Source organism: Luteibacter sp. 3190 (genome assembly GCF_031456385.1).
Taxonomy (GTDB): domain Bacteria; phylum Pseudomonadota; class Gammaproteobacteria; order Xanthomonadales; family Rhodanobacteraceae; genus Luteibacter.
The window spans coordinates 239871-259212 of record NZ_JAVDUO010000001.1 but is presented as its reverse complement, the minus strand read 5'-3'; the positions used below and the strand labels follow the sequence as shown (position 1 = coordinate 259212).

At 69.4% G+C, this 19342-nt stretch carries 14 protein-coding genes and 2 tRNA genes; 5 read left to right on the top strand and 11 right to left on the bottom strand.

Annotated features, from left to right (window positions below):
- The first annotated feature begins 153 nt into the window (after positions 1-153).
- Positions 154-1164, top strand: coding sequence for an NAD-dependent epimerase (locus tag J2X58_RS01195; RefSeq protein ID WP_310045992.1), 1011 nt, complete (start codon positions 154-156; stop codon positions 1162-1164).
- 112 nt (positions 1165-1276) lie between these two features.
- Here the strand turns inward: J2X58_RS01195 and recD are convergent, their stop codons facing one another.
- The 6 genes from recD to uvrB form a co-directional block, all read right to left on the bottom strand.
- The gene (recD, locus tag J2X58_RS01190; protein ID WP_310045990.1) at positions 1277-3157 is read right to left on the bottom strand and encodes an exodeoxyribonuclease V subunit alpha; all 1881 of its coding nucleotides are present in this window, start codon (positions 3155-3157) and stop codon (positions 1277-1279) included.
- Positions 3154-6807, bottom strand: a complete 3654-nt coding sequence (gene recB / locus J2X58_RS01185; protein WP_310045988.1) for an exodeoxyribonuclease V subunit beta — start codon at positions 6805-6807, stop codon at positions 3154-3156. The genes recD and recB overlap by 4 nt, the downstream gene beginning before the upstream one ends.
- Positions 6804-10217, bottom strand: a complete 3414-nt coding sequence (gene recC, locus J2X58_RS01180; protein ID WP_310047867.1) for an exodeoxyribonuclease V subunit gamma — start codon at positions 10215-10217, stop codon at positions 6804-6806. Before recC ends, recB begins: the two co-directional genes overlap by 4 nt.
- 76 nt (positions 10218-10293) lie before the next feature.
- Positions 10294-10713, bottom strand: a complete 420-nt coding sequence (locus J2X58_RS01175) for a CopD family protein (RefSeq protein ID WP_090054636.1) — start codon at positions 10711-10713, stop codon at positions 10294-10296.
- A gap of 217 nt (positions 10714-10930) precedes the next feature.
- A tRNA-Val gene (locus tag J2X58_RS01170) sits at positions 10931-11005 on the bottom strand.
- A gap of 91 nt (positions 11006-11096) precedes the next feature.
- Positions 11097-13118, bottom strand: a complete 2022-nt coding sequence (gene uvrB / locus J2X58_RS01165; protein WP_310045987.1) for an excinuclease ABC subunit UvrB — start codon at positions 13116-13118, stop codon at positions 11097-11099.
- Between the two features lie 128 nt (positions 13119-13246).
- On the opposite strand from uvrB, the gene J2X58_RS01160 reads away from it, so the two are divergent.
- The 3 genes from J2X58_RS01160 (at position 13247) to J2X58_RS01150 (ending at position 14806) form a co-directional block, all read left to right on the top strand.
- The gene (locus tag J2X58_RS01160) at positions 13247-13786 is read left to right on the top strand and encodes a GspH/FimT family pseudopilin (protein ID WP_310045985.1); all 540 of its coding nucleotides are present in this window, start codon (positions 13247-13249) and stop codon (positions 13784-13786) included.
- 37 nt (positions 13787-13823) lie between these two features.
- Positions 13824-13900: transfer RNA gene (locus J2X58_RS01155), tRNA-Asn, on the top strand.
- Positions 13901-14152: 252 nt separating this feature from the next.
- Positions 14153-14806 carry an NYN domain-containing protein gene (locus J2X58_RS01150; RefSeq protein WP_310045984.1) on the top strand — a complete coding sequence of 218 codons (654 nt, stop codon included), beginning with the start codon at positions 14153-14155 and terminating at the stop codon, positions 14804-14806.
- A 4-nt stretch (positions 14807-14810) separates the two neighbouring features.
- Here J2X58_RS01150 and J2X58_RS01145 read toward each other — a convergent pair whose 3' ends face one another.
- Positions 14811-15581, bottom strand: a complete 771-nt coding sequence (locus J2X58_RS01145; protein WP_310045983.1) for an SDR family oxidoreductase — start codon at positions 15579-15581, stop codon at positions 14811-14813.
- A gap of 116 nt (positions 15582-15697) precedes the next feature.
- Between J2X58_RS01145 and J2X58_RS01140 the strand changes: the two genes are divergently transcribed.
- Positions 15698-16591, top strand: a complete 894-nt coding sequence (locus tag J2X58_RS01140; RefSeq protein WP_090178085.1) for an AraC family transcriptional regulator — start codon at positions 15698-15700, stop codon at positions 16589-16591.
- Here J2X58_RS01140 and J2X58_RS01135 read toward each other — a convergent pair.
- From J2X58_RS01135 to J2X58_RS01120, 4 genes are all read right to left on the bottom strand, one after another.
- A complete protein-coding gene (locus tag J2X58_RS01135) occupies positions 16588-18159 on the bottom strand; it encodes an ATP-binding protein (RefSeq protein WP_310045981.1) in 1572 nt (523 codons plus the stop codon). The genes J2X58_RS01140 and J2X58_RS01135 overlap by 4 nt on opposite strands.
- 86 nt (positions 18160-18245) lie before the next feature.
- A complete protein-coding gene (locus J2X58_RS01130; RefSeq protein ID WP_310045979.1) occupies positions 18246-18518 on the bottom strand; it encodes a DUF2845 domain-containing protein in 273 nt (90 codons plus the stop codon).
- A gap of 66 nt (positions 18519-18584) precedes the next feature.
- Positions 18585-19190, bottom strand: coding sequence for a DNA-3-methyladenine glycosylase (locus J2X58_RS01125; RefSeq protein WP_310045977.1), 606 nt, complete (start codon positions 19188-19190; stop codon positions 18585-18587).
- A complete protein-coding gene (locus tag J2X58_RS01120) occupies positions 19190-19324 on the bottom strand; it encodes a hypothetical protein (RefSeq protein ID WP_255364530.1) in 135 nt (44 codons plus the stop codon). Before J2X58_RS01120 ends, J2X58_RS01125 begins: the two co-directional genes overlap by 1 nt.
- Positions 19325-19342: the final 18 nt, after the last annotated feature.

Genomic DNA, 19342 nt, shown 5'->3' with positions numbered 1-19342 from the left:
AAGCGCGTAGTCCGCATGTCGCACACTCGGCCGGCGTTGCCGCGGGCCACCTTCGTTCGTGGTTATCTGCCGAAAACTAGATCAGGGCTGCTCCCGTGTCAATAAAGGGGTCCGTTACACTGTGCGGCCGCCCTACCCCGCAGGCCCTACCCCATGCGCATCCTGGTCACCGGCAGTGCCGGCTTCGTCGGCTCGGCCCTCACCGAACGCCTGCTCGCCCGCGGCGACACGGTGCTGGGTTTCGACAACCACAACGATTACTACGACCCGGCCCTGAAGGAAGCGCGCCTGGCGCGCTTCATCGACCATCCGGGGTACACCCACGTGCGGGCCGATCTTTCGGAGCAGGCCGCGGTCGACCGCGCGTTCGCCGATTTCCAGCCCGAGCGCGTGGCGCACCTCGCGGCGCAGGCGGGCGTGCGGTACTCGCTGACGCATCCGCACGCCTACGTGCAGAGCAACCTCGTGGGCTTCGTCAACATCCTCGAGGCCTGCCGGCGGCACACGGTCGGGCACCTGGTCTACGCGTCGTCGAGCTCGGTGTATGGCGCGAACCGGAAGATGCCGTTCGCGGTCGAGGACGCCGTCGACCATCCGGTCAGCCTCTACGCCGCCACCAAGAAATCGAACGAGCTGATGGCGCACACCTATAGCCATCTCTTCGGCCTCCCGACCACGGGCCTGCGCTTCTTCACCGTCTACGGCCCGTGGGGGCGCCCGGACATGTCGCCGATCCTGTTCGCCAGCCGCATCGTGCGCGGCGATCCGATCGACGTGTACAACCACGGCCAGCACAGCCGCGATTTCACGTACATCGACGACATCGTCGAGGGCGTGATCCGCACGCTCGACCATCCGGCCGAGGCCGATCCGTCCTACGACCCGGTGTCGCCGAATCCCGGCACGTCCGCCGCGCCGTACCGCGTCTACAACATCGGCAACGACGAACCGGTGCAGTTGCTCGACTTCATCGCCACACTGGAAAAACACCTGGGCCGCAGCGTGGAGAAGAACCTGCTGCCGATGCAGCCGGGCGACGTGCCGGACACGTGGGCCGACGTATCGGCGCTACGGCGCGACGTGGGTTATGCGCCGTCGACGCCGATCGACGAGGGTCTGCGGAAGTTCGCGGAGTGGTACAAGGGGTTTTACGGCGTGGAATGAGTCGGCACGATCGCAGGAGCGCGCCCTGCGCGCGACAGCTTCTCGCGAGGCGTGACAGGACCTGTGGCGCACGGCCCCAAAAGATGTCGCGCGCAGGGCGCGCTCCTACAACTCATCGATTCAGCCGGCGGAGCAGGCCTGACGCGCGCTGGGTTTTCTGCCGGACGGCGTGGTCGAAGATGTCGGGCGACGCGAGCAACGTGAAGTGGCTACGCGCGCGGGTCACGCCGGTGTAGACCAGCTCACGGGTCAGCACCGGCGACGGCTCGGCCGGAAGCGCGAGCGCCGTGTGCTCGAACTCGGAACCCTGCGATTTGTGCACCGTCATCGCGTACACGGTCTCTACCGCCGCGAGCCGGCTCGGCACGACGAAGCGGATGCGTTCGCCGCCGCCCTCGTCCATCACCGAGAACGCCACGCGCAGCGCCATGCCGCCCTGCGCGTCGCGGATCCACAGCGTGATGCCGACGTCGCCGTTCATCAGACCCAGCGCGTAATCGTTGCGCGTGACCATGACGGGACGGCCTTCGTACCAGCCATCCACGGCGTCGATAAGCCCCCGCTCCAGCAGCCCCTGCGCGATGCGCGCATTCTGCTTTTCCACGCCGGCCTCGCCGTGGCGCACCGCGCAGAGCAACTGGAACCGCGCGTACGCGCGCAGCGTGGCGGCGCCCCACGCCGTGAACGCGTCGTCCGCCGCGTCGGCGGCAGGGCGTGTGGCCTCCAGCTCGCGCAGGTAGTGCGCGTAACCGGGCGCGTCACCGCGACCGTCGATCGCCAGCGTGGCGATCGCGGCGGGTGTGGCGGGACGCATCGCGATGTCCGCCGGCGCGGCGGCGAACACCTCGCGCACCGCCACCGCGTCGCCCGCGTTGATCGCCGCGGCGAGCGCGCCGATGCCGCTCTCGCTGCCGAAACGCCGGCTCCGTCGCAGCATCGCGACGTGCTGGTCGAGCGGACGCGCATCGGCGGCGTCGGTCCAGGCGGCGACATCCACGCCGCAGGTGCGCGCGAGCCAGTCGCGCGTGGCCACGTCGTAATGACCGCGGTCCGCGCGAGCGCAGAGGTCGCCGAGGACGGCGCCCGCCTCCACCGACGACAGCTGGTCCTTGTCGCCCAGGAGAACGAGCCGCGCACCGGCCGGCAACGCATCGAGCGTGGCGGACATCATCTCGAGGTCGATCATCGACGCCTCGTCGATCACGAGCACGTCGAGATGCAACGGATTGTCGCGATCGTGGCGGAACGCCCGACTGTCCGGCCGGCTACCGAGCAGACGATGCAATGTGGTCACTTCGGCCGGGATCGCCTGTTTGATCGCATCGTCGACGTCGAGGCGCTCGATCTGCCCCGCGATCGACGCGTTGAGTCGCGCCGCCGCCTTGCCCGTCGGCGCCGCGAGCCGCACGCGCAGGCGCGGCATGCCGTTGCGGAACGCGAGCGTCTGCAGCAGACCGAGCAGCCGCACCACTGTCGTGGTCTTGCCTGTTCCCGGCCCACCCGTGATGACCGCGAAGGATCCGCGCACCGCGATCGCGCACGCGATCTTCTGCCAGTCGGGCCCGTCGCCGTCGGCGACGAAGAGGCGGGCCAGTTCGTCGCCGAGGTCATCGGGCACGGGCAAGGCGTCGAGACGCGCGAGTATCCCCGCCGCCACGCTGGCCTCGTCGCGCCAGAACCGCCGCAGGTACAACCAGCCGGCGTCGAGGACGAGCGGCGTCGCCGGATCTCCGTCGGGGCCACCGACGAGGGGCGATGCGGCCAGCCAGTCCTCCGCGCCGGCCAGCGACGCGTCCATGAGCGGCAGCGCGCGCGCGTCGACGCAGATGTGGCCCTCGCCCAGCTCGCGACTCGCCAGCGCCGCGGCGGCGAGGACGCGGGGATCGCTCTGCGGATCGAGCGTCGCGAGGAAGCGTGCGAAGGCGCGGTCGACGCGGCGGAGTCGCCCATCGTCCACCGCGCGGTCGAGCCACGCACCGATGTCGGCCGTCATGCGGGCACTCCGTCGAACAGCGCGTCGAGCGCGTCGATCATGGCCTTCGGCGGACGCTCGACGTGCACGCCATGACCGCGCCCGTCGACGCCGCGAAGGTAGAGGTACACCGCGCCGCCGACGTGCGTGTCGTAGTCGTAGGCGCCGCCGAGGCGGGCGCGCAGCTGCCGGTGCAGCGCGAGCAGGTACAGCGCGTACTGCAGTTCGTAGCGGGCGTCGAGGATCGAACGCCGCATGGCATCGGCGGTGTAGGCTCGCTCGTCGGTACCCAGCCAGTTCGATTTGTAATCGGCCACGTACCAGCGGCCCTCGTGCTCGACGATGAGATCGATGAAGCCCTTGAGCATGCCGTTGACGGTGTCGGCGGCCAGCGCCGGCCGCGGCGCCGCGTCGAGCGTGTGCGCACGCACGATGCGATCCAGGGCGAGCGTGTCGACACCGCGCGCTTCGAAGAGGAACTCGAGCTCCGCCCGGTACCGGCGTGCGTCGTCCAGCGCCGCGAGCGCGAACGTCCGTCCGTCGGGTAGCGCCAGGGGCGTACGCAGCAGCACGAGCAGCCAGTCCGTCAGCACGTCGATGTGCCGCTCCCAGCCACGGCGCTCGCAGCGCCGCGCGACGGTGTCGCGCAGGCGCGCGGGATCCGTTGCGATGGCGGCGAAGCCCTCCTCGGCGATCCATTCGAGGAGATCGTGGAGGAAGGTGCCGGCTTCCGCGCCGCGCTCGAATCCGTGTATCGACGTGGCATCGGGCGCCGCGGCGACCGGCTCGGCCGCGTACTCGACGATGATGTCGTCCGTCGCGGTCTCGGGAGCGGGCACCGCATCGTCCGCATGCCGAAGCGCGCTGTAGCTCGCGATCCACCAGGGCTTGGCGCGGGCGATTCGCGGTTCGCGCGCGGGACGCGGGGCGTCGTCGCGCGACAGCGGCACGTACGGCGTGTCGTGCGGTGCCGGCATGTAGTCCAGCGCGATCGACGGGTGCTCGCGCGCGAGATCGCGCAGAAGCCCCTCGATGGCGCCGTTGTCGATCTCCGCGCCGCCCGTCAGCAGGTGCCCGAAGGCGCCGCGGTGCAGTTGCGGCTTCTTCGACGGGTTGTGGCAGACAGGCGCGACGCCGATCCAGCAGGCATGCCGCGCGCGGGTAAGCGCCACATAGAGCAGGCGAAGGTCTTCCTGCAGGGCCGCGCGCTCCGCGGCCTCCTTCGCCTCGCGCACGGCGTCGCCGGCGTCGTCGTGGCTGGCGGACAACAATTCCAGTTGCGCGCCTTCGCCGTCGTGGTAGCGATATCCCTGCCCTCCCCGCGCCGCGCCTGAGGCGCAGGCGAACGGGAGGAACACCAGCGGGTATTCGAGGCCTTTGGACTTGTGGATGGTGACGACCTTCACCAGGTCGTCGTCACTTTCGAGGCGCACGATCTGGTCGTCGCCGTGATGGCTCGCGACATCCGCGATCCGCTCGGCGAGGTGACGGATCAGCGCCTGCTCGCCCTCGATCTTCGCGGCCGCCTGCTGCAGCAGTTCCGCGAGGTGAAGCAGGTTGGTCAGCGCGCGTTCGCCCCCCGCCGCGGCGAGCAGGCGCGCCGGCAGGTCGAACACATGGAGGAACCGGTGCAGCGTCGCCAGCACGCCGCCGCGCCGCCAGACCTCGCGCAGCTCGAACAGCTGCTGGCCACGCCGCTCCCAGTGCCGCTCGTCGACGTTCAGTCGTTCGAGCTCGCCGTAACCCAGACCGAGGCTGCGGGTGGCGAGCGCCGCGCGCATGGCGACGTCGGACGACGGCTCCGCCACGGCGCGCAGCCAGAGCAGCACGTCGCGCGCTTCCACGCTCTCCAGCACGGAGTCGCGATCCGACAGGAACACGCTGCGCACGCGCCGCTGCGTCAGGGCCGCGCGCATCTCGGCGGCTTCGTTGTGGCTGCGCACGAGGATCGCGATGTCGGCCGGTTTCAGCGGCACGAACGTGCCGTCGGCGCCCGTGAAGCCGCACGCGCCGCGATCCGCGGCCTGCAGCAGCTCGACGATGCGCGCGGCGCACGCCCCCGCCATCTGGTCGCGGTACATCCGCACGCCGACCGGCGCCTCGTCGTCGAGCAGCCACAGCTGCATGGCCGGCTGCGGTTCGCCGTCGACGGTGAAGGCCTCCTTGCGTCCGCGCGCCTGCACGGGAACGAAGGGCAGCCCGCGGTCGTCGAAATGGAACGCGCCCGTGGCGTGCGCCTCGGCACGGCCGAACACGGCGTTCACCGCGGCGACCATCCCTTCGCTGGAGCGGTGGTTGGTGTCGAGGCTGTAATGCGGCGGACGCGCCTCGCGGCGTGCCGCGAGGTAGGTATGGATGTCGGCGCCGCGGAACGCGTAGATCGCCTGTTTCGGATCGCCGATCAGCAGCAGGCCCTGCTCGGGCGCCTCGCCGTAGATCGCGCGGAAGATCCGGTACTGCAGCGGATCGGTGTCCTGGAATTCGTCGATGAGCGCGAGCGGATACTGGCCGCGGATCGTCGCCGCGAGATCGGCGCCGGACGGCGCCGCCAGCGCGCGGTCGAGGCGCAGCAGCAGGTCGTCGAAACCGATCTGCGCGCGGCGGCGTTTCTGCGCGGCGAAACGCTCGCGCACCCAGCGCAACGCATCGGCCAGCACCACGTGACGCACGCCCACCTTGCCCGCCTGCCATGCCTGCCAGTGATCGAGGGCGCCGAACGCGGGATGGGACGGCGGCGTCTTTCCCTTGCCGGTGGCCTTCGCCAGCCGCGCCGTCGCATAGCGCGCGATATCGAAGCCCGCGGCGTCGCCGCTGATGGCGAAGCGACGCATGGCCGCGAGGTCGAGCGGCATGCGGTCGGGCTTGTACCAGCCGTTGTGCAACACCTTGCCGCGCACGGCCTCCGTCAGCAGCGCTTCGAGCGCGTCGGCGTCGGCCAGCCACGAACGGGCGGCATCGGCGAGGCGCCGCGCCGCTTCCTCGTCCCACGCCGCCCGACCGGCGAGCGTCGCCGCCATGTCGACCTCGTGCGGCAACACGTCGCCGTTGACGCGCAACGTCGTCTCGCCGCCACCAAGCAGCGGCCGTAGCGAGCGGAGCAACGCCTCGGGCGTGCGCCACTCCTCGAGGATCGGCGCGAGCCGGCCCTCGTCGAGCGGATAGAAGGCCTGTCGCCAGTAGTCGCGCACGCATTCGGCGAGCAGTTCGCTCTCGTCGGGCTCCAGCGTCTGCGCGAAGGCGTGCCCGCTGCCGAACGCGTGCTGGGTCAGCATGCGCTGGCTCCAGCCGTGGATGGTGAAGACCGCGGCCTCGTCCATCCATTGCGCGGCGAGTTCGAGCCGTCGCGCGCAGGCGGCGTGGTCGTCCGGCGCGTATTCGGCCATCAGTTCGTCGAGGAACGGCTCCTCCGCCCTGCCCGCCCGGAACGCGCGCGCCGCGTCGACCAGGCGTGCGCGGATGCGTTCGCGCAGCTCCTGTGTCGCCGCCTCGGTGAAGGTGACGACGAGCACCTGCGGCGGCAACAGCGGACGGTCGATGCCGTGGCCCAGCATCGCGCGCACGTAGAGCGCCGCGATCGTCCAGGTCTTGCCGGTGCCCGCGCTGGCCTCGATCAGGCGCACGCCGTCGAGTGGCATCGCCAGCGGGCGCAGGGGCCGCGTGTCGACGCTCATGCGGCCTCCACGCGCAGCGCGGCGAGCAGGTCGCGGTACGGCTGCAGCCAGCGATCGAAGCCGGCCCCCTCCAGCGCGGCGAAATCGGGCCACGCCCGCGACAGATAGGGATCGCCGTCGACTTCGCCTCGCGTGCGTTCGTGCACGCCTTCGTAGGCGTGGCGGGCCGCCGTGCGCGCCTCGTCGGCCGGGGCGCCTAGCGCGGCCAGCGCCGTCCTCACGGCGACCGGCAGTGGCATGCGCATGCCTTCCCGCCATGCGCGCACGAGCGTGTCGAGCATCCGCCGCGCGTGATCGGCATCCATGGCATCCAGGACGATCGTCGCGTCGGGACCGATGTAACGCGTTTCCAGCGCGACACCGGCGGCCTGCGCCACGAGGTGATCGACCCAAGGCGCGACGAGCCGATGCGCCTTCGGCGTGCCGTCGTCGCCAAGCACCGCTGACGGGGACAGCAGCAACGACGCGAGACGGCCCGACGCATCGGCATGCAGATCGGCCAGCCAGTCTTCCAGCACGACGCCGGCGACCTCGAGGCGGATCTCGCGCTTGCCCGCATCGTGCGGCCAGGCGCGCCGCTCGGCGGCATGGCGACCGACGACGATGCCGGCGGTCGTCTCGATGTCGCGCCGTACCGGTGTGGCAAACGCGCCCATCGGCAGCAGACCGCTGCGCTGCAGCCGAGCGGCCGCATCCGCGATCGAGGCGCTCGCCGGACCGTCACCCCGGACCGCCGCGCGCAGCACCATGTCGGTCATGGCGAAGCGGCCGAGACCGTCGATCGCGAACGGCTCGAGGTCGTCGGCGGCCACGTCGGCGATGTCGAAGCGCACGCCGAGGCGCGACTGGAAGAACTCGCGCACCGGATGGCGCAGGAAGCGCCACAGCACGGCGAAGCCGATCGGGCGTTCGACCACGAAGGGCGGCAGCGCGGCATCCGGCACAGACACGGCGCCGTCATGCGCCTGGCGCCACTCGCTCGCATAGGTGAACAGGCGCTCGTCGCCCTCGCGGAAATAACCGCGGCTGAAGGGCTGCAACGGATGCTCGACCGTGAGGCGCGACAGGGGCGAGGCATCATCCGCGCCGCGCCAGCCGGCGGCGAGGTAGTCGCGAAGCTGGCCAACCAGCACCGAAGGCATGCGCTCCGCATTGTCGCGGGCGCTGCGGCCGACCCAGCCGATGTGCAGCGCGTCGCGTGCGGAAAGCAACGCTTCGAGGAACAGGTAGCGGTCGTCCTCGCGGCGCGAACGGTCGCCCGGACGCCAGGCGCCGGCGCGCGACATCAGGTCGAAATCCATCGGCGGGCGCGCGCGCGGATAATCGCCGTCGTTCATGCCGAGCAAGCAGACGAGGCGGAACGGGATCGCGCGCATCGGCATCAGCGTGCCGAAGCTCACCGCGCCGGCAAGGAACCGCTTGGACAAGCCGCCGTCGTCGAGCTGGCCGAGCCACGCTTCGCGCACGACGTCGACCGGCAGGGCTTCGTCGAACGCCGCTTCGGCGCAGGCGCGCTCCCACGCGTCGAGCGCCTCGTGCAGGCGTTCGATGCGGATGCTGTCGTCGGGTTCGGCGGGTGTGAAGAAGTCGCGCAGCAACGCGCGCAGGCGCAGCGCCCACGCGGCGGGCGTCGCGGGCTCCGCCAGCGCGCGCCAGTGGTCGCCCAGGCGTTGCAGCAGGTCGGCGAGCGGCCCGACCAGCCCCGCGTCCAGGCCGCCGACCTCGTCGTACGGTTCGATGTCGTGCCAGGCCGCGCCACGTCCCACGGCGTAGCCGAGCAGCATGCGGCGCAGACCGAAGAGCCACGTGTTCTGCTCCAGCGCCGGCAGGCCGAGCGACGCGCGCTGGGCGGCGTCGAGGCCCCAGCGGACGCCCGCGCCTTCGATCCACCGATGCAGCAGCGGCAGGTCGTCGACCGCCACGTCGAAGCGCGCGCGGATGGCCGGCACGTCGAGGAGATCGGCGAGATCGCCGGCGGTGAAGCGCGATTCCGTCATGCCGAGGAGGATGTCGAGCGCCATCACCACGGGAACGGTGCCGCGCGAGGCGCGATCGGCCACGCTATACGGAATGTAGCGCGCGTCGTCACGCGACACGCGACCGAAGACGGCGTCGATGTGCGGCCCGTAGGTCTCGATGTCCGGCACCATCACGATCACGTCGCGCGGCAGGATCGGATCGCCCGCGCGCGCGGATGCCTCGAAGCGCGCCAGGAGCTGGTCGTGCAGGATCTCGACCTCGCGCTGGGGGCCGTGCGCGACATGGAAGACGATGCTGGTGTCGTCGGGCGCGACGGGGCGCGGCGTGGAAGGCAACGGTTCGAGATCGAGGATCGCGCCCTGCACCTGCGCCAGCAGCGTGTAGGCGGCGGGCTCCTCGAACAGGTCGATGCGCTGGTCCCACGCCGTGAACCGCTCGCGGTACGTTTCGGGGTGGTCGAATTCGTCGAGCATGCGGATGTAATCGCGCCCCTGCTTGCCCCACGCGGCCAGCAGCGGATTCGCATACAGGTGCATGTCGGCGTCCGACGGCAGCGCGGGCATGCCGGCCTTCTGCGCCTGGCGGCGACGCTCGGCGCGGAGCAGTTCGCGGTCGTCGACGACGTCGGCCCAATAGTGACGGCAGGGGTTGAGCACCACGAGCAGCACCTGCGACCAGCGCGCGAGCGCCGACAGCGCCTCGAGCGTCTGCCGGGGCAGCGACGACATGCCGAACACGACGATGCGCCGGGGAAGGCGTGCCGGCCGCGCGCCTTCCGCCGCCGTCGCGCGGAGGAAACGCGCATGCACCGCGGCACGGTGCCCCTCGGCCTCGCCGGGCCCCACGTCGTCGAGCAGCCGGCGCCAGAGCGCGGCCTGCCAGCGATCGCCCGGACCCATGGCCGGCGCCCCGCCACGCGCGTCGCGCAGCACGTCGCGTCCGGCGGCCCAGTCGTCCAGCCAGTCGGCGCGGTACACCTGGTACTGGTCGTACAGATCGGCGAGACGCTCGGCGAGCTGGTGGCACTTCCGCGCGTCGCCCTCGTTACCGAGGAACCCGGCGAGCGGTTCGAAGCCGTCGTCGCGCGCGAGCGTCGGCAGCAGTCGCATCAGGCGCCAGACCAGCCGCGACTTGTCGAACGGCGACTCGGGCGGCACCGCATCGTCGCCCAGTACCGCGCGATACGCCTTCCAGAGGAACCGGCCCGGCAACTGCACGTTCACCGCCGCCGCGATCCCGAGCCCCCCGGCATCCACGCCGCGCGCCAGCGCCTGCTGGAACCACTGCGCGATGCCGTTGGACTGCACGAGCACCCATTCGTCTTCGAGCGGCGCGAGCGGCGCACGGCGGAGCCACGCGACGAGCACGTCGCGCAGTTCCTCGAGTCGATTGCCGTGCAGGACCATCAGGCCCGGCGCGATGTCGTCCATGTCGCTCAACGGGCGGCTCCGGATCGGTTCGGACAGGAGCGGATCATCGCCCATCCGCGTCTCGCGGCGCGAGACGTCAGAAAGGCTTCGCCACGACGAGGTAGACGATCGCCAGCAGCACCAGCACGGGCAGCTCGTTGAACAGGCGCAGTGTCTTCGCCGGCGGCAAGGCGCCGCCCGCGATGCTCCGCTTGAGCAGGCGTCCCGACCAGACGTAGTAGCCGAGCATCACCACGACCAGCGCGATCTTCGCATGCAGCCAGCCGCCGGAGATGTGGAAGTACAGCCAGAGCACGAGGCCGAACAGGAACGCCAGGCCGAACATGCTGTGCCCGAATTTGTAGAGCCGGCGCCCCATCAGTTCGAGGCGCGCCTTCACCGCCGGCTCCGCACCCGCCTCGGCGATGTTGACGAGGATCCGCGGCAGGTAGAACACCGTCGCCATCCAGGCGATGACGAAGACGATGTGCAGGGACTTGGTGAGCAGATAGGCCACTGGCGTCGCTCCGTCGATGAAAAGCGGAGTCTAGCGTACGCGTCATCGCCTGCCACGGACCGGGGACGTGGGCACCGCCCCCTCACGCCCCGTCATACCGGCGCACGCCGGTATCCACGGCGACCACGTCCGATGGCGCGACCACCCGAAACGCGGGCACAAAAAAGGAGCCCGCGGCTCCTTTCTCGTTTCTTCGTGCCACTCCCATGAGGGGAAGTGGTGGGCGGTACAAGGATCGAACTTGTGACCCCTACCATGTCAAGGTAGTGCTCTACCGCTGAGCTAACCGCCCGAAGAGCTGCGTAGTTTACCGACCGTCGACGGGGTGTGCAAGGGGGGCGGCCGCTTTTCCGCGAAAACCGCCCCCACGACCGTGGACGGTGTCAGCGCAGGGCCCGCTCGCGCAGCTTGTGGATCTCGTCGCGCAACTTGCCAGCCTCCTCGAACTCCAGGTTCTGCGCATGCTTGTACATGCGGGCCTCCAGCTTCTTGATCGTCGAGCCGACCTGCTCGGGCGTCAGCGAGCCATAGTCCGGCGCGCTCTCGGCGACCTTCTTCGCCTCCTTGCCCTTCTTGCCCTTGCCGCGCGAACCGACGTCGGCCCGCGCCCCTTCCATGATGTCGGCGATGCGGCGCACGACGGTCTTCGGCGTGATGCCGTTGGCCTCGTTGTACTGCATCTGCTTCTCGCGACGCCGCGCCGTTTCGTCCATCGCCTCCTGCATCGACTTCGTGATCTCGTCCGCGTAGAGGATCGCCTTGCCGCGCACGTTGCGCGCCGCGCGGCCGATCGTCTGGATCAGCGAGCGGTTGGACCGCAGGAAGCCTTCCTTGTCCGCGTCGAGCACCGCGACCAGCGACACCTCGGGCATGTCGAGGCCCTCGCGAAGCAGGTTGATGCCGACCAGCACGTCGAACTCGCCGAGGCGCAGGTCGCGGATGATTTCCGTGCGCTCCACCGTGTCGATGTCCGCATGCAGGTACCGCACCCGCACGTCGTGCTCCGAGAGGTAATCGGTGAGGTTCTCGGCCATGCGCTTGGTCAGCGTGGTGACCAGCACGCGGTCGCCCATCGCGACGCGCTTATGGATTTCGCCGAGCAGGTCGTCGACCTGCGTGCGCACCGGACGCACCTCCACTTCCGGATCGATGAGACCCGTCGGACGGACGACCAGCTCGACCACATTGTCGTCGGAACGCTCCAGCTCGTATTTCGCCGGCGTCGCGGAGACGTAGATCGCGCGCGGCGCGCGACGCTCCCACTCCTCGAAGCGCAGCGGACGGTTGTCCATCGCCGACGGCAGGCGGAAGCCGAACTCCACGAGCGTCTCCTTGCGCGAGCGGTCGCCCTTGTACATCGCGCCGAGCTGCGGGACGGTCACGTGCGATTCGTCGACCACCATGAGCGCGTCGGGCGGCAGGTAGTCGAACAGCGTCGGCGGCGGCTCGCCCGGGCCACGGCGCGTCATGTGCCGCGAGTAGTTCTCGATGCCCTGGCAGAAACCCACCTCCGCCATCATCTCCAGATCGAAACGCGTGCGCTGCTCGAGGCGCTGCGCCTCCACCAGCTTGTTGTCGCGATAGAGCTGCTCGAGGCGCTCGGAGAGCTCGACCTTGATCGTCTCCATCGCGTTGAGCACGCTCTGCCGCGTGCTCGCGTAATGCGTCTTCGGGTAGACGGTGTACCGCGGCACCTTGCGCAGCACTTCGCCCGTGAGCGGATCGAAGAGCGACAGGTTCTCCACGTCGCCATCGAACAGCTCGATGCGCAGCGCCTCGGACTCCGACTCCGCCGGGAACACGTCGACCACTTCGCCGCGCACGCGGTACGTACCACGGCGCAGTTCCATCTCGTTGCGCACGTATTGCAATTCGGTGAGCTGGCGGATCAGCGCGCGCTGTTCGATGTGCTCGCCGCGCGACAGGATCAGGCGCAGGCTCATGTAGTCCTCGGGATCGCCGAGGCCGTAGATCGCCGAGACCGTCGCCACGATCAGCGAATCGCGCCGCGACAGCAGCGCCTTCGTCGCCGCGAGACGCATCTGCTCGATGTGGTCGTTGATGCTCGAATCCTTCTCGATGAAGGTATCCGAGGCGACCACGTAGGCCTCCGGCTGGTAATAGTCGTAGTAGCTCACGAAGTACTCCACCGCGTTGTGCGGGAAGAACTCCTTGAACTCGCCATAGAGCTGCGCCGCCAGCGTCTTGTTCGGCGCCAGCACGATCGTCGGCTTCTGCACCTGCTCGACGACGTTGGCGATCGTGAAGGTCTTGCCGGACCCGGTGACGCCGAGCAGCGTCTGGGCGGCGAGGCCCGATTCGAAGCCCTCCACGAGGCGGCGGATGGCCTCGGGCTGGTCGCCGGAGGGCTTGAACGGGGATACGAGCTGGAAGCGATCGGTCATGACTGACGATATGCTGGTTCGGACCACGAGTTTAAAGCGCCGGCGCCTACGTGCCGTGACGCGGCGCACCCGCACCGGGATGGCCCTCCGGTCGCGACGATGGCCGCCCGTCACCCCAGGACGCGACCATGCGGCGGTATCGCGCCTCCCGTGCGTTCACATTCGTCGAGATGCTCGCGGTCCTCGCCATCGCGGGCGTGTTGCTGGCCTGCGCCCTGCCCGCTTTCGGCGACGCGATCGCGCGCCATCGCCTCCGCGTGTCCACCGAAGCGCTCCTCGACGCCCTCGGCCGCGCCCGGGCCGCCGCCGTATGGCGAAACCAGCCCACCACCCTCTGCGCGAGCGCGGACGGTCGCACGTGCCTCGCCTCCTCCGACTGGACCCGGGGCTGGATCGCCCGCCCCTCGTTTCCCGGCGGTGCGCGGCAGCCGGCGCTGGACGACCGGATCGTCCTCGTCCATCGGGACGGTCGCTCCTCGGTCGACTTCAAACCGAACGGCACGTCGCCGGCAAGCAACCAGACGCTCGTCCTCTGCCTGCGAGGACGACCCTCCAGCGCCGTCGCGATCGTGATCGGGAATGCGGGCCTCGCACGGCGCAGAACGGCGAGAGCCGACGAGGCTTGGACCTGCGCCGCCGCGCCTTCACGAAAGCGTAAAGATGCTTGACAGCCCCTCCGCTCTTCCACAAAATACGTGGCTCCCCGCCCGAATAGCTCAGCCGGTTAGAGCACTTGACTGTTAATCAGGGGGTCGTTGGTTCGAGTCCAACTTCGGGCGCCAGGTTTTGAAAGGCCGTGCAGCGATGCACGGCCTTTTTCTTTGGTGCTCGCGGAACACGGAGCCGCGGGTCGAGTCGCCGGCGGGCCCACGTTGCCAATGTCTTACTGCATCGTGAGCTGAACCCGACAAACAGCGTGGATTGACGGCTGCGAGCGCGCGGGGCACCATAACTGAACATCCCCGCTGGCTTCTGCCGCCGGGTCGCACGCCACCCCTTCGAGGGTGGCGTTGCCTTTTCTAAGGAATGGAAAATTGCGCACTGCCGTTTACGTCGACGGTTTCAATCTCTTTCACTCGTTGCTGGATGGCAGGCGCGGAGCCAAGTGGCTCGACCTCCATGCACTTGCTTCGGCCGCTCTTCGGCCGCACAACACGATACGGCTCGTCCGCTATTTCACGGCGCGAGTGAAAGCCACCGACGACGACCCGGGCAAGCCCACGCGCCAGGATTTCTACATTCGTGCGCTACGAGCGCGCGATGTGGTCGTCCACTGGGGAACATTCAAGGAACGGCCGAAGCGTCGGCGTTTGGTTGACCCTCCACCTCCCCCGGCTTCCAGGTATGCCGAAGTGTGGCATCGGGAGGAAAAAGGGTCGGACGTGAACCTTGCGGTCCACATGGTCAACGACGCATGGAGCAACGCTTACGACTGCGCCGTCGTCATCTCCAACGACTCGGACCTGGCGGAGGCTTGCCACCTGGTGAGATCGCTCGGCAAGGTCGTCGGAATCATCGGTTCGCCACAGCGGCCAGCCACCGAGCTGGCGCACTGCAGCGATTTCTATCGCAGAATCGACCTTGCCGTAGTGCGCCGATGCCAGCTGCCCCACGTCCTCGTGGACGCGCAGGGCCGCCAGCTCGCCTGCCCGGACAGCTGGCGCCTCGAAGAAGGCCGCAAGGAGTGACCCGTCAGAGCATCATGCCGCCGGACACCTCGATGCGCTGACCGGTGATCCAGCGGTTCGCATCGTCGAGCAGCGAAGCGACCATCGGACCGATGTCGTCGGGCAGGCCCACGCGGCCGAGCGCCGTGTTCGCGACCACCATCTTCTGGACCTCCGGATTGTCCCTGACCACGCCGCCGCTGAAATCCGTGGCGATGGCGCCGGGGGCGACGGCGTTCACCGTGACGCCGCGCGGACCGAGTTCTTTCGCAAGGTAGCGCGTGAGCACTTCCACCGCGGCCTTCATCGCGCCGTACACGGGCGTCGGCGCGCCGGCGAAGCGTGCGAGGCCGCTGGAGATGTTCACGATGCCGCCGCCGTCGGCGATGCGCGCGAGCAGGGCTTGCGTCAGCAGGAACGGGCCCTTGAAGTGCACGTCGTAGATGCCGTCCAGCTCGGCCTCGGTCGTCTCGGCGAACGTCTTGTGCAGCGAGGTGCCGGCGTTGTTGACCAGGTAGTGCAATTTCGCCGCGCCGAGTTCGGCCAGCGCACCGTCAACCGCGTCGACGAATCCGGCGAACGAGGCGGCGTTGCCGACGTCGAGCGGTAGCGCCACCGCGCGCGCACCCGCCTCGCGGACGGCGGCGACGACGGCGTCGGCATCGTCGCGGCGCGACTGATAGGTCAGGATGCTGTCGACGCCGCGAGCGGCGAGCGCGAGGACCATGCTGCGACCCAGGCCGCGGCTGCCGCCGGTGACGAGGGCGACCCGGCGGGAAGAAAGCGTGCTGTTCATGGCGAGGTTCCTTGGTTGGTGGGATGCTCGCCACCATAGAAGCCGGGCGACGATCCCTGAATGCCGGAAGGCGCCCCCTTCTTGCCCGATCCTGCTCCCGACCTCCGGAGACCCCGATGCCGAACGCGCTCATCGATGCCCTCACGCTCTTCACGAGCCGGCGGCCCGGCGAGAGTCCGTATGCGACCGGCGTCCCGGGCCTGACCATCCTGCGCTCGGAAACCGCGCGCATGCCGAACCTGCTGGTCTACCGGCCCGTCCTGTGCGCCGTGGCGCAGGGCTCGAAGACGGCGACGTTCGGCGAGCGGCGTGTCGATTACGGGGCCGGCCAGGCCCTGGTGGTGGGCGTGGACACACCCGCCCTCGGCGAGGTGACCCAGGCCAGCCCATCCGAGCCGTTTCTCGGCGCGATCGTGGAACTGGATGTCGCCCTGCTCCACGACGTCATGTCGTCCATGGAGCCGCGCCCCCGGCCGGCCCCGGACGACGAGCCCGCGGCGGCGATGATCCGGATCGACGGCCCGGTCGCGGACGCCGTTACCCGGCTGGTCCAGCTGGCCGATACCCCGGCCGCGATCCCGATCCTGCAGCCCGCGATCATGCGCGAACTCGCCGCGTGGATGCTGATGGGTCCGCAAGGCGGCGTGCTCGCGCGACTCGCGGCCAGTCACGCCACGCCGGGTCGGGTGATCGGTGCCATCCGCGTGCTGCGCGACCGCTTCGCCGAGCCCGTGCGGATCGAAGAACTCGCGTCGCTGGCCCAGCTGAGCACCTCGGCGTTCCACCGCCAGTTCAAGCAGGTGACGTCGATGACGCCATTGCAGTACCAGAAGCAGTTGCGACTGCACGAGGCGCGCCGGCTCATGCTCGCCGACGCCTCCAGCGCGGAAGCCGCCGCCTATGCGGTCGGCTACGAGAGCCCGTCGCAGTTCAGCCGCGAGTACGCGCGGATGTTCGGCAGCCCGCCACGTCGCGACGTCACGAATCTGCGGTCGTCCGCGTCCGTCTAGGCCACGCCCGTTTCAGAGCGACGCAGCGACGCGATGAGTTCGGTGCGGCCGTAAGGCTTCTGCAGACGGGCGTGGATGCCCGGCGCGTCGCCCGGTAGCTCCGCGTAGCCGCTGGCGAGCACGATGTGCAGATCGGGGTAACGCTCGGTCACCTGCGCGGCCAGTTCGACGCCCGTCATGCCGGGCATCGCCTGGTCGGTGACCATCATCGAGATGCCCTTCGCCTCCGCGAGCAACCTGAGCGCCTGCTGCCCGGACGACACCCCCACGGCGTCGTAACCGGCATAGCAGAGCATCTCCACCGTCGTCGCGAGAACGAGCGGATCGTCGTCGACCACGAGCACCGAGGGCGCCATGGCATCCTCTGACCTAGCCAGGCCGGCATGCTCGACCTGCGCCTGCGAGCCCTGCGACATCGCGGCGGCGGTGGCGCCGGCGACGGGCAGCCAGATGTCGATGGTGGTGCCGCCGGGCTGCGAACTCTTCAGACGCATGGCCCCGCCGCACTGCTGCACGATGCCATGGACCATCGACAGGCCGAGACCCGTCCCCTTTCCCGCGCCCTTCGTCGTGAAGAACGGCTCCGTCGCGCGCGCGAGCGTCGCTTCGTCCATGCCGGTGCCATCGTCCGCCACGGATAGACGCACGTAGCCGCCCGCGGGCAACCCGAGCACGGTGTCCTCGCTCAGTGTCTCGGGCCGCGCGGAAATCACCAGCTTGCCACCGTCCGGCATGGCGTCGCGGGCGTTGACACCCAGGTTGAGCAGGCACAGTTCCAGCTGATTGCTGTCGGCCAGCACCGGCGGAAGCGACAACGGAAAGCTCGCCTCCACGACGATGGCCGGCCCGAGCGACGTGCGCATCAGGTCGGACATCCCATAAACGAGGTCGGGGATGCTGACCGGCGCGAGGTGCAATTGCTGCCGGCGTGCGAACGCGAGCATGCGCTGCACGAGCGCGACCCCTCGACGCACGCCGTTCAGCGCGTTGCCCACCAGCGTCTGGGCGCGGGCGGGAAGGTCGTCCCGATGGGTGAGGAGCTCCAGGTTGCCGTGGATCGCCATGAGCAGATTGTTGAAGTCGTGCGCCACGCCGCCCGTGAGCTGCCCCACCGCCTCGAGCTTCTGCGACTGGAACAGCGCTTCGCGGGCCTGCTCCAGGGCGATCGCCGCGTTGCGCTTCTCGGTGACGTCGCGCGTCACCTTGGCGAAGCCGACGAACCTGCCGGACTCGTCCTCGATGCGGTCGAGGATCACGTGCGCCCAGAAACGCGTGCCGTCCTTGCGGACGCGCCAGCCTTCGGTTTCGAGCCGCCCGACCTCGCGCGCGGCGACGAGGTTGTCCCACGGCTCGCGCCGGGCGACGTCTTCCGGCGTAAAGAACGCCGAGTAATGCGAGCCGATGATCTCGTCAGGGAGATAACCCTTGATCCGTTCCGCACCCGAATTCCAGCTGGAGACATTGCCCTCGGGATCGAGCATGTAGATGGCGTAGTCGGCCACGCCCTGCACGAGCAATCGGAACTGCTCATGGCTTCGACGGAGTTCGTCGAGATTGTCCTGGGTCATTTCCACACCTGTATTCCCGGACCGCCGACCGTACGCACGCGCTACTCACGGATTCGTGAAGAAACCTTCACGCTTGGGCGCATCTTTCAGCTTTCGATCTGCGTGATCGACCGCACGCGGCCGTCGACGACCTCGATCTGTATCGACTTGCCGCGCTGGTAATACTCGAGGCGGTACCCTTCCAGACCGCCGTGGCGGGCTTCGATGGGCGTCTCCCGGTCGGGCTTGCCGGCCACCTGGCGCAGGCGGCCTTCGCTGTCGCCCGTGGAGATGACCTGCGAGCCGAACCGATACGTGTCGGCCGCGGCGGCGTCGACCGCGAGCAGGGCGAAGATGAGGATGGCGATGGCGCGCTTCATGCGGGCTCCTGGTCCGGACTTCGGGCAGAGCGTATATCGCCGCCCCACGCAGGCCAAGTCGAGGCCTCAGGCCCTCGACACGTTGGGATTGCCCGCCACGTACCAGCGCCAGAGCAGATCCGTGCCTTCGCGGATGCCGATGCGCGCGGAGCCCGGGACGTTCTCCGGGGCGGGCATGCCGTCGTCGAGCACCGTGTAGCCCTCCTTCGCCCGCACGAGGTCGATCCCGTTCTGCTCGCCGGTGATGCCCATCGCCTGGGTCAGGCGGGCCGGGCCGCTGCACAGTTCGCGATCGCGCCGCACTTTCGGCCGGGCCTCGTGCATGCGTTCCAGCCCCGCGATCGGTTCGAGCGCGCGGATGAGGACGCCGACGCCCTCGCCGTCGTCGCCGCACACCGTGTTGCAGCACCAGTGCATGCCATAGGTGAAGTACACATACATATGACCCGGCGGACCAAACATCACCGCGTTGCGTTTCGTCTTGCCGCGGAAGGTGTGTGCCGCCGGATCGAACGCGCCGCAGTACGCTTCGACTTCGACGATGCGCCCTGCCCGGCCGTCGGCGCAGGCGAGCACCTTGTTGAGGAGTTCGGGGCCCACGACACGCGGGTCGCGATGGAAGAAGGATCGCGGAAGGATGTCGCCGGGCCAGCGAGGTCGTCGTGCCGCCATCACGTCTCCGGCGGCTCGCCGTCGGTATCGGGGTCGGGGCCCGGGCGCTCGACGGGTTCGTGATCGTAGGGCGGCGGCGATGTGCCCGGCGCCTGGCGTTCGGTATCGGGTACGGGGCGATGGGGACGCGGCATGGCGAACTCCGGCGGCGC

What these genes read in the sequence shown, in the direction of transcription:
- J2X58_RS01145 (WP_310045983.1), bottom strand. Translation starts at nt 15,581, where the DNA reads ATGAACAGCACGCTTTCTTCCCGCCGGGTCGCCCTCGTCACCGGCGGC.
- recD (WP_310045990.1), bottom strand. Translation starts at nt 3,157, where the DNA reads ATGACGGCCGACATCGGTGCGTGGCTCGACCGCGCGGTGGACGATGGG.
- J2X58_RS01135 (WP_310045981.1), bottom strand. Translation starts at nt 18,159, where the DNA reads ATGACCCAGGACAATCTCGACGAACTCCGTCGAAGCCATGAGCAGTTC.
- J2X58_RS01160 (WP_310045985.1), top strand. Translation starts at nt 13,247, where the DNA reads ATGCGGCGGTATCGCGCCTCCCGTGCGTTCACATTCGTCGAGATGCTC.
- J2X58_RS01195 (WP_310045992.1), top strand. Translation starts at nt 154, where the DNA reads ATGCGCATCCTGGTCACCGGCAGTGCCGGCTTCGTCGGCTCGGCCCTC.
- uvrB (WP_310045987.1), bottom strand. Translation starts at nt 13,118, where the DNA reads ATGACCGATCGCTTCCAGCTCGTATCCCCGTTCAAGCCCTCCGGCGAC.
- recC (WP_310047867.1), bottom strand. Translation starts at nt 10,217, where the DNA reads ATGGACGACATCGCGCCGGGCCTGATGGTCCTGCACGGCAATCGACTC.
- recB (WP_310045988.1), bottom strand. Translation starts at nt 6,807, where the DNA reads ATGAGCGTCGACACGCGGCCCCTGCGCCCGCTGGCGATGCCACTCGAC.
- J2X58_RS01140 (WP_090178085.1), top strand. Translation starts at nt 15,698, where the DNA reads ATGCCGAACGCGCTCATCGATGCCCTCACGCTCTTCACGAGCCGGCGG.
- J2X58_RS01130 (WP_310045979.1), bottom strand. Translation starts at nt 18,518, where the DNA reads ATGAAGCGCGCCATCGCCATCCTCATCTTCGCCCTGCTCGCGGTCGAC.
- J2X58_RS01120 (WP_255364530.1), bottom strand. Translation starts at nt 19,324, where the DNA reads ATGCCGCGTCCCCATCGCCCCGTACCCGATACCGAACGCCAGGCGCCG.
- J2X58_RS01125 (WP_310045977.1), bottom strand. Translation starts at nt 19,190, where the DNA reads ATGGCGGCACGACGACCTCGCTGGCCCGGCGACATCCTTCCGCGATCC.